The organism is Flammeovirga sp. AWQ4_249 (assembly GCF_056161045.1).
Genome location: NZ_JBSWYJ010000008.1, coordinates 179,652 through 189,806, shown reverse-complemented (window position 1 = coordinate 189,806; position 10,155 = coordinate 179,652). Strand labels below are relative to the sequence as shown.

Here is a 10,155-nt window from a genome sequence, read left to right as displayed (position 1 = left end):
CTTACTAATAGAGCGGTGTCAATATAGGTCGTTCTGTCTTTCATATAAGCATTTCTAAAGTAGAGCTCCTTCCCTAACTCAAAGTTATGTTATCCTTAAGGTCAAGCAGTACTATGAGCTCCTCCGACTTCTGTTATTACCAGGCTGAATTTCGCTATACTTATATCAGCTTGTTTAAGGTGGCCAACCTTTGAAATAACAGATCTCCCACGTTCCGTCACTTTCCATCTATAACCACGCCATCCCTATGACTCCGGTAGATCATTGTATTTCACCTTACTGTTTATTCATACAATGTAATAGGGTTCGAGACCGTCAAAACTCTCCCCATCTACGCCTGCCTTTTCGAAGCTACTATGGGTTCACACTTGCGTATTACGGCTTGGTTATTTGAGATCACTGAGCTTCAGCTATCCACCTCATGGCGATCACTGTCAGTAACTCTTCTAAGAGAACAGTAAATTACTTAGGTAGGATTTTCACCTACTGGAAAGCCACAGCATCGTGGCACACCAACGTGATGACTAAACTTGTGAGCGGTTGCGTCAACCGTGATTGGAGTTTAGTTGCTGTTACACTCTGTTTGTATTTACTTATTGTTAAATAGTTCTTCTAATTTATTTCTCAAAATCTCTTTTCCTAATAGTTTTGTTTCGTATTGACTAACTACAGTTGGAGAGGTACTTCGATTAAGCGAGATTTCTACAATACTTTCATCTTTACTTTTACATAAAATTATTCCAACACTTGGGTTTTCATGTCCCTTTTTTACGTACTTATCTAATGCCCCTAAATAAAAATCCATTTTGCCCATATATTCAGGTTTAAATTCCCCTATCTTTAATTCAATTGCTACGAGACAATGTAATTCCCTGTGGTAGAATAATAAATCGATTTTGTAATCTTGATTTCCTACCTGTAATTTGTATTCTTCATCAATAAAAAGAAAGTCTTTACCAAATTCTAAAATGAAGCTTTTTAAGTTTTTTAGAATCTCTTTTTGAAAGGTATATTCCGAGTATTGATCTTTTAAGTCAAGAAACTCAAAAATATAACTATCTTTTATATGTTGATTAAGATTTGGGTAAACTTCTCTCGCCACTGGTGAGATATTTTCTTTCGATAACATTGTACGTTCATATAAACTGCTATCTAATTGCCTCTGTAGTTCTCTTTTTGAATATTTTTCCTGTTGAACAATTCTAAGATAAAACTCTGTTTCTTCAAATGATTTACTATGAGAAATAATTAGTAAGTTATTTGACCAACTTATTTCTCTCACCAGTGGTGAGAGTTTTGGCTTATTTCTATAATGCTCATAAAATTGCTTCATTCTCCATAAGTTTTGAGAAGAAAAACCCTTATTGTTATTAATCGATATAGAAATATATTCAGATAGTTTTTTTACTACGTTTGTGCCCCAATTTTCTAATGTACATTTTTTGGAAATATATTCACCAAGACTCCAATAAAGTTCTATCAAATCTTTATTGATATTTCTTATTGCTTTATCTTTTGAGATTTTAATTAACTTAAGAACCTCTTCGAATGACTGTGATTCATTATTTTTGTCTGACATAAAGCAAAGTTAAAAATTTAATGCTTCTTTTTTAGTTTAAGGTTAATAGAGTGTAACGTAATGGCAAACTACGACCAGCGGGCGTGTCGACCGGTGGATGGAGATTAGCTGATGTTGAACAAAAGCTACGCTAGCTAAAGCACTCGTATTCTTATATTTGCATCTTAATTTATTGTATAACTTCAAGCTTCATAAGATGAAAAAAAAGAGACAATCATAAGCAAGGCGAAACTAAATGTCCACGGTTTTAAAAAAGTCTACGATGAGCTTTATCGTAGTATTTTACTCAATGGAAAATCAACTTCCACTTTTGAAAACTACATCAGGTCAATGGCTAAAATAGCATTGCACTTTAACAAGACGCCAATTGAACTTTCCGACGATCAAATTAATGATTATCTCCTTTTTCTCAAAGAAAAAGAGAACACTTCTTATACCGCATTCAAACATTATGTATACGCTTTAAGGTATATCTTCAAATTTTCAGGGCGTGAAGAAAAAAATATTACTCTTCCTGTATTAAAAAAGAATAAAACAATTCCTGATATTTTATCAGTTGATGAATGTAAATTGATCTTTAAAACTCCTCAATTGCTTAAATATAGAGTGATGTTTTCGCTAATTTATGCTGCTGGATTGAGAATCAGGGAGGCCGCTCAACTAAAAGTTAGCGACATTGATTTAAATAGAATGACGATTTACGTTAGAGATACAAAATATTCTAAAAACAGAGTCGTTCCACTCTCTGAAAACATGAAAGTTGGGATAGAGAAGTATCTCAAAATTGATAATCCTAAAATATGGCTTTTTCAAGGATATGGTTTTCAAAAACATATCGCCACGACGTCTATTGGTAGAATGTTTAAGCAAACTATTAAAGCTATAGGTATTCAAAAGCATGTTACTGTTCACACCCTCAGACACACCTACGCCACGCATTGCATCGAAATGGGAATGGACCCCTTCACTTTGAAGGAACTACTTGGACATGAAGCATTACAAACGACTCTGATTTATCTAAACCTTGCTACCATCAAAAAGTCCAATTCTTTTTCTCCTTTCGATAAGATCTATGCAACCAAAAATAGAGATCGCTCAGATTCTAAATAAACAACAGTTTTGGAGGACGTCGACACAGTTTTTGGCTAGGCAAAAATTCGATTTACATGCCATGACAATCTGCCGGACAGCTCAGATGGGAAGGCACCTGGATCATTGCGAAAATTGTAAAGAAGTGCGTGTTTCTTATAACAGTTGTAGAAATAGAAATTGTCCAAAGTGTCAAGCAACGTATAGAGAAAAATGGATTTTGAAACGGGAGGAAGAAGTACTTGATGTGCCCTATTTTCATACAGTTTTTACAGTGCCGCATCACTTAAATTCACTGTTCTTGAACTACCCTAAGGAGATGTATAATTGCCTTTTTGAAGCGACTTGGGAGACAATCAAAACCTTCGGAAAAGTCTCTTTGGAAGGTGAAATGGGGATGATTGCCGTTTTGCATACATGGGGTCAAAACTTGACATTACACCCTCATCTACATTGTATTATTCCGGGTGGAGCTTTATGTCATGGTAAACATTGGAAGAGTACTGATCAAACAGGGAAATATCTTTTCCCTGCAAAAGGACTTGCGAAAATGTTTAGAGCAAAGCTTATCCATAAAATCAGAGAAAAAAGTACAATAAGAACACTTTTCGAAGGTGAAATTGCTAGAAATTGTTTTCAGAAAGAATGGGTAGTTTATGCAAAAAGACCATTTGGCGGAGCGAAACAAATCATCCAATATCTTGGAAGATATACGCATAAAACAGCTATTTCTAATCATCGATTATTAGATTATTCGGAGGGGAAAGTCACTTTCGCGTACAAGGATTACAGGCAAGGTGGAAAGAAAAAAGAGATGACTCTTTCTGACATTGAATTCATCCAAAGGTATGCTAGACATCTCCTACCAAAAGGCTTCCGAAGGATACGACATTTTGGCTTTTACAATGGAGCTATAAAGAAAAAGAGAGTGGAGAAAATCAGAGTATCCATTGGTCAAAAACCTCCAAAAATCATCGAATGGGACTGGATTAAAATTTCAGTTGAAAGACTAGGTTATGATCCAAAAAAATGTCCTTGTTGTGGTGAAAGAACAATGGTGATAATGCCTAGAATTACTCATCAGCGTGCACCTCCAAAACCAAAAAGTGATGTGGTGGATACTTTGAATTAACTTCTTCTGACCTCATTTTTTTGCTTATGAAAATAAGCCTGGAACGTTACACCCTAGACTTTCCAAAATGAGCAAGTTTCAGCAAAAAAAGAAAGAAGATTTCTTCTAATAATTCAACTTTCGACAATAAATCGGAGGAAAGAAAAAACAGTATCCACAAAAAAGACCTTCCGAGTAATCGAAAAGTCCATCCTAATTTCCATACAAGTCTGCATTTCATGGCTGCACCGCCATTGTTCAACTAGGGCTTAATTTTTGGCTTTGCAAACCAAACTAAGCCCTAATTATTAGCTACTTTTTTATTTAATTCATCCAAATCAGAAATTCCAGGGGCATTTTTTAGAACTTTTAATCCAAGTTCGTCTGGCAAACCAATCCAAAGGGTGGCGCTACTATCCCAACAAACTATTTCAAAAAGAGAATCCTTCAGTTGTTTTTCAGGATTTCCTTTCCAAAAATCTGGATTGCCGTCTGCATAAGGTTCATCATTTAGCCTAGGTTTTGTACCTGAAGGAAATGCTGAAATTACAGCCCAAACAAATTGGTAATCAAATTCAATAATTTTTGATTTCAATTCTCGTCCTGTTACCCATCTCGGGTCTTCCAATGGAATCCATCCACCATCAACATCAGAAAAATGCCAATCAAAATCTTCAAGATCAATTTCCATCCATTTCTCGACTTCTCTTAAGCTGGTAAACCATTCAACATCCTTTGTATTTTCCTGAATTAAATTCATTTTCTAATTGTAGCTAACATTATATAAATGCAATGACCTAATATTGCCATTATTGGAAGTATTAGGTCATTACGTTTATCCAATAGTATAAAAATACAGAATTACTTGAACTATTAAAATATATTTTATAATTAATTTAATATCGATGAATTAATTATAAACAATCTAATGGACTTTTTATCTCACTAACAACTTTTGTACTAACATGAGTGTATATCTGAGTTGTTTTTGGGGAATTGTGCCCTAATAAGGATTGAATATATCTCAAATCAACTCCATTTTCTAATAAATGCGTAGCAAAACTATGTCGTAAAGTATGTACTGTCACTTTTTTATTAATCCTTGATTGGTATACGGCTCTTTTTAAAATCTTTTGAACACTTGTTCTACCGTATTTCTTTTCTTTTTCTCCCTCAAATAAATACTTTTTTGGCTTGAATACTTTAAAATATTCTCGTAAAATCTTTAAGGTTTTTTCTGATAGTATTGTCTGTCTGTCTTTATTCCCTTTTCCCCCTTCTACTCTAATAAGCATTCTTTTTGAATCAATATCTTTGACCTCAAGGTTAATTAATTCTCCTAATCTTAATCCAGCCGAATAAATTGTCATCATTATCGCTCTATGCTTCAAATTTGTAATATTTCCTAATATACTTTTCACCTCTTCTGTACTTAGTACGACAGGTAACTTTTCAGCCTTCTGAGGCCTTTGCACGTTATAAAAACAGTAATCTCGGTCAAGCACCTTTTCTAAATAAAATTTCACTGCATTTAAAGCTTGGTTTTGATAGGAACTTGATTTCTTTTCAAAAGAAACAATCTTAAATAAGAACTGTTCTAGCAGATTTTTAGATAATGTCCCCTCTTCTATTTTCTTTATATCTAAATATCCTTTTTTTTCAAGAAAAATAAGATATTTTACTAGCATAGAAGCATATGTATATGCAGTATTTAGTGAATATCGATAAAGCTCTAACTTTTTCACAAGTGCAATCAAATGAATTGATTTTGTCTGAGAGTAATTCTCTTTTATTTTTTTATACAAAGCTTCATATGAACCTTCTTCCTCTTTACTTAAAGTCTCTTTATTGTTACTCTGAAAAACTGCTTTAGTATCTACCCAAGCAATACCTTTAAAAGTATTAAAAACGGCTTGTATTGTTTTATAATCACCTGGAATATAGACACATTCTAACTCCTGACTCCATTTTACATTTGGAATAGTTTTAATAAGTTTTTTGATTCCATCCGTCATCGGAAAACTTATTTTCACAAATCTTTGACTGTTAATCTTTATGGGATTCAAACGAATACAAATGTCTTTTTTTGTCATTATCGAAAATTTATCATTGTTCTTTGACAAATTTCCAAAAAAAAGTACCTTTATCCGTTTACTAAACGTTTACAAACGTTTTTAAACGGTTAATTCTCAAAAACTAACAATAACGATTCAATAATGACAATGAGCACTTCTGAAGAGAAAGTATGTTTAGAGTGTAATAAAGCTTTTGGTGCTGGTCGAAGAGACCGCAAATTTTGTTCTTCGCTATGTAGATCATCTTATCACAATAGGATTAATTTAATGAAGAAACAGAAAAAGGAAATTCATGAAAAAATCTTAAATGAAAATTATAGAATTTTAAAGTCATTCTTTAATGATGGGAAATCAGTGATTAGAAAATCTTCTCTTGACGAAAGAAATTTTAATTTCAATTATTTTACAACTTTCTATAAAACACAGAAGAATACCTATTTCTTTATTTTTGATATTGGTTTTGCTCCAATTATGGAAAAAGGAATAAAAAAATTATTAGTGGTCAATTATCAAGAGTATATGAAAAATATAGTTTTGATGCTTGGAAGAATATTAGTTCTTAATTTACTTTCAATAGCACACAAAAAGGGATCGCCTAATGACGACCCTTTTAAAGTCTTGATAAAAATCAGAAATTTGGAACATAAAATTTCTAGAACTATTCTTACATATCTTATGCTGTCATTGTTTCAGCATCTTTGATAAATTGAGCCAAACCTTTGTCTGTCAAAGGATGATTTAGCAACGCTTCAAATACTTTGAGAGGACATGTCGCTACATCAGCGCCCACTTTTGCACAGTTCAATAAATGCATAGAGTGTCGAACAGAAGCAGCTAAGATTTCTGTACTTAAATTTTCAGGATAATTGTCAAAAATCTCTTTTATTTCTTCAATAAGAATCATCCCATCTTGAGAAACATCGTCCAATCTTCCGATAAACGGAGAAACATACGTTGCCCCAGCTTTTGCGGCCAATAAGGCTTGACCTGCAGAGAAGATTAATGTACAATTCGTACGAATACCCTTTTTAGAGAAATGTTTAATCGCTTTCAAACCGTCTTTAATCATAGGAACTTTCACTACGATTTTTGGGGAGATAGCGGCTAACATTTCACCTTCTGCAATCATTCCTTCCAAATCTGTTGAAAGTACCTCAGCAGATACTTTGTCTTCTACGATATCACAGATTTTTTTGTAATGTGCTATAATATTCTCCTGTCCTACAATATTTTCTTTAGCCATTAAAGATGGATTAGTCGTAACACCATCCAAAATACCCATATCGAAAGCTTGTTCGATATCATGAATGTTAGCTGTATCAATAAAAAATTTCATCGTATATAATTAGTTGGATTGTAATATATTCTCTGTTTGTGCACTATAGTTTTCAAGTACCTTTTTCCATGCTTTATATGCCTCTTGTGTTGCTGGTAACTCCTCTTGTTTAGGATGAATTGTTTCCAACACTTGTAAAGAGGCAAATGCTTCTTCAAAAGATTTGAAATGACCTACACCAACAGCTCCTGCCGTAGCAGCTCCACGTGCACCATCTGTATTCACCAATTCAATGGGTGCTCCAGTGACATTGGCTAATGTCTGTCTGAATAATGGACTTAAAAACATATTGGCTTTTCCAGCACGAATTACTTTAGGATCTAATCCCATTTCTTTCATTACTTCTATTCCATATTGGAAAGAAAAAACAATTCCTTCTTGAGTGGCTCTCACTAAATCATTTTGATCATTTCTATTGAAGTCTATTCCTGTATAAGTCGCTCCAGTAGATGTGTTTTCAAGTACTCTTTCTGCTCCATTTCCAAATGGTAAATAACTTACTCCATTTGCTCCAATTGGGGATTTTTCCGCAGCGGCATTCATCTGTTCATAACTTGCCCCACCTATCATATTTTTTTGCAACCAAGAGTTGGCGATACCTGTACCATTGATACATAATAAAACTCCCAAACGATTAAGATCTTCTCTGTGATTGACATGAGCAAAAGGATTTACTCTTGATTTCAAATCACATTTTGTATCCTCAGTCACACCATAAACCACACCTGATGTACCGCCAGTCGCTGCAATTTCTCCAGGGTTTAAAACATTTAATGAAAATGCATTATTCGGTTGATCTCCTGCTTTGTATGTAATTGGGATCCCTGAATTTAAACCTAATTGTTCTGCTATTTCGTCAGTAATGACAGCATGCTGATCAAAAGTATTTTTTACTTCAGGAATAAAATCTAAAGGAATACCATAATGATCCAATAGTTCAGTATTCAATCTATTTTCCTTAAAATTCCATAGAATCCCTTCAGACAACCCACTGATTGTTGTATTAATAACTCCTGATAATTGTAAAGCAATATAATCGCCTGGTAACATAAACTTATAGCATTTCGCAAAGTTTTCCGGTTCATTTTCCTTTACCCATTTGAGTTTTGAAGCCGTAAAGTTACCTGGTGAATTCATGAAGTTTTCTAAACAAAAAGTAGCACCTAAAGCTTCAAATGCTTGCTCACCGATCTTTACTGCTCGGCTATCACACCAAATGATAGAAGGACGAATAACTTCTTTATTATTGTCTACCATCACCAAACCATGCATCTGATAAGTAATACCAATAGCACCAATTTGCTTAGGAGTGAATGCCTCTTGTTGATGTAATCGAGCAATACCTTTTTGGATTGCTTCCCACCACATGGCAGGATCTTGTTCTGCAAAGCCTGGTTCAGGTGCATCAATCTTCATTTCCTGGTCAGGATATTGTGCTGAAGCAACTACCTCACCTTGTTCATTTATAGCGGAAACCTTTACTGAAGAGCTTCCTATATCAAATCCTAAAAATTGCATTGTATCAAATTATTTATTCCAAATCGTTTCCATTTCTTCTAAAGATTTCCCTTTTGTTTCAGGTACCATTTTCCATACAAAAAGAATCGTGACTAAACACATTGATCCATATACCCAGAATGGGAAAGCACCATGGAATGTAGAGAATAAGTATTCATCATCCATCATCATTGGGAATGTTTGAGACACGATGAAATTAAAGATCCATTGGAAAGCCACAGCGATTGCTAAACCTGTCGAACGAATAGCATTAGGGAAAATCTCCGATAATAAAACCCAGGTAACTGGTCCTAATGAAAGTGCAAAACATGCAATGTAGCCCAATACAAAGAATAATAACCAAACATCTGTATTTCCAAAATAGGCTGCTGTACCAATTGCAGCTATACAGACACCCATACCTAGGGCTCCGATCATCATTAATGGCTTTCTACCAAAACGATCTACAGAGAAGATGGCAATCACAGTAAATAATAAATTAACTGCTCCAACAACGATAGTTTGGAGTAATGCTGTATCTGTATCTCCACCTCCTAATTGTTTGAAAATTTCAGGAGCATAATATAAAAATACATTGATGCCTGTGATCTGTTGGAATACTGATAAAGCCACACCAATCATTACGATCATCAAATAAGGTTGTCCTGTGATTTTTACTTTTTCTTTTGTATCATCTTGATGTAGAGAGTGTACAATTTCACGAATTTTCAGCGATGGATTTTCTGAAATCTTCTCTAAAACAGTCAATGCTTCTTGTTCTTTCCCTTTCATCACCAACCATCTTGGGCTTTCTGGCACAATAAATAATAAACCTGTAAATAATAGAGCAGGAATACATTCTGAGCCAAACATCCATCTCCAGCCTACCGTTTCATTCCATGAAGCATCCCCTTGAGACGCAATAAAATAATTCACAAAATAAACGACTAACATACCAAAGATGATGGCAAATTGATTACATGAAACCAATCTTCCTCTATATTCTGACGGAGCAATTTCGGCTATATACATTGGTGATAACATAGATGCTATACCTACACCAATTCCTCCAATAATTCTAAAAATAATAAACGTAGTAAAAGCTTCAGGCACGGCAGAACCTAAAGCAGAAATGAAGAAAAGAACTCCCGCTATGATGAGTGATTTTTTTCTTCCCAATTGATTGGCTAAACGACCAGCTACTGCTGCACCACCGATACAACCTATCAAGGCACTTGACGCTGCCCAGCCTTTTTCTATGGCAGTTAATCCAAAAAATGTTTCCAATGAACCAATGGCCCCTGAAATAACCGCAGTATCATAACCAAAAAGTAATCCTCCTAAAGCTGCTACTAATGTTACAGTGAGTATAAATTGAAAGTCTACTTTTCCGTCACCTTTGCTTATATCCTTTTGTTTTCCTTCCTTGTCGAGTAATAATTTTTCTTCCATTTCAGTGAATTGTTAT

General features: G+C 34.3%; 9 protein-coding genes. 3 read left to right on the top strand and 6 right to left on the bottom strand.

The annotated features are described in order from the left end of the window. Nucleotides 1-589: 589 nt before the first annotated feature. The gene (locus tag ACXAHM_RS09090) at nucleotides 590-1,579 is read right to left on the bottom strand and encodes a PDDEXK nuclease domain-containing protein (RefSeq protein ID WP_474960114.1); all 990 of its coding nucleotides are present in this window, start codon (nucleotides 1,577-1,579) and stop codon (nucleotides 590-592) included. A 213-nt stretch (nucleotides 1,580-1,792) separates the two neighbouring features. On the opposite strand from ACXAHM_RS09090, the gene ACXAHM_RS09085 reads away from it, so the two are divergent. Then, on the top strand, nucleotides 1,793-2,689 hold the full coding sequence (locus ACXAHM_RS09085) for a tyrosine-type recombinase/integrase (RefSeq protein WP_474960116.1): 897 nt from the start codon (nucleotides 1,793-1,795) through the stop codon (nucleotides 2,687-2,689). Next, complete coding sequence (locus ACXAHM_RS09080; protein WP_474960113.1) at nucleotides 2,652-3,800, top strand: IS91 family transposase; 1,149 nt, start codon at nucleotides 2,652-2,654, stop codon at nucleotides 3,798-3,800. Before ACXAHM_RS09085 ends, ACXAHM_RS09080 begins: the two co-directional genes overlap by 38 nt. Nucleotides 3,801-4,080: 280 nt before the next feature. On the opposite strand, the gene ACXAHM_RS09075 is transcribed toward ACXAHM_RS09080, so the two are convergent. Together ACXAHM_RS09075 and ACXAHM_RS09070 are read right to left on the bottom strand one after the other, a co-directional pair. Next, nucleotides 4,081-4,539, bottom strand: coding sequence for a hypothetical protein (locus ACXAHM_RS09075; RefSeq protein ID WP_474960112.1), 459 nt, complete (start codon nucleotides 4,537-4,539; stop codon nucleotides 4,081-4,083). A 154-nt stretch (nucleotides 4,540-4,693) separates the two neighbouring features. Next, nucleotides 4,694-5,812 carry a tyrosine-type recombinase/integrase gene (locus ACXAHM_RS09070; RefSeq protein WP_474960111.1) on the bottom strand — a complete coding sequence of 373 codons (1,119 nt, stop codon included), beginning with the start codon at nucleotides 5,810-5,812 and terminating at the stop codon, nucleotides 4,694-4,696. Nucleotides 5,813-6,121: 309 nt separating this feature from the next. On the opposite strand from ACXAHM_RS09070, the gene ACXAHM_RS09065 reads away from it, so the two are divergent. Then, nucleotides 6,122-6,556 carry a hypothetical protein gene (locus ACXAHM_RS09065; protein ID WP_474960110.1) on the top strand — a complete coding sequence of 145 codons (435 nt, stop codon included), beginning with the start codon at nucleotides 6,122-6,124 and terminating at the stop codon, nucleotides 6,554-6,556. Here ACXAHM_RS09065 and fsa read toward each other — a convergent pair. From fsa to xylE, 3 genes are read right to left on the bottom strand one after another with little or no spacing between them, the layout of a single operon-like run. After that, nucleotides 6,528-7,190, bottom strand: a complete 663-nt coding sequence (fsa, locus tag ACXAHM_RS09060) for a fructose-6-phosphate aldolase (RefSeq protein WP_474960109.1) — start codon at nucleotides 7,188-7,190, stop codon at nucleotides 6,528-6,530. The two genes, ACXAHM_RS09065 and fsa, sit on opposite strands and share 29 nt — an antisense overlap. Before the next feature lie 9 nt (nucleotides 7,191-7,199). Next, nucleotides 7,200-8,708, bottom strand: coding sequence for a xylulokinase (locus ACXAHM_RS09055; protein WP_474960108.1), 1,509 nt, complete (start codon nucleotides 8,706-8,708; stop codon nucleotides 7,200-7,202). 9 nt (nucleotides 8,709-8,717) lie between these two features. Then, complete coding sequence (xylE, locus tag ACXAHM_RS09050) at nucleotides 8,718-10,139, bottom strand: D-xylose transporter XylE (protein WP_474960107.1); 1,422 nt, start codon at nucleotides 10,137-10,139, stop codon at nucleotides 8,718-8,720. Nucleotides 10,140-10,155: the final 16 nt, after the last annotated feature.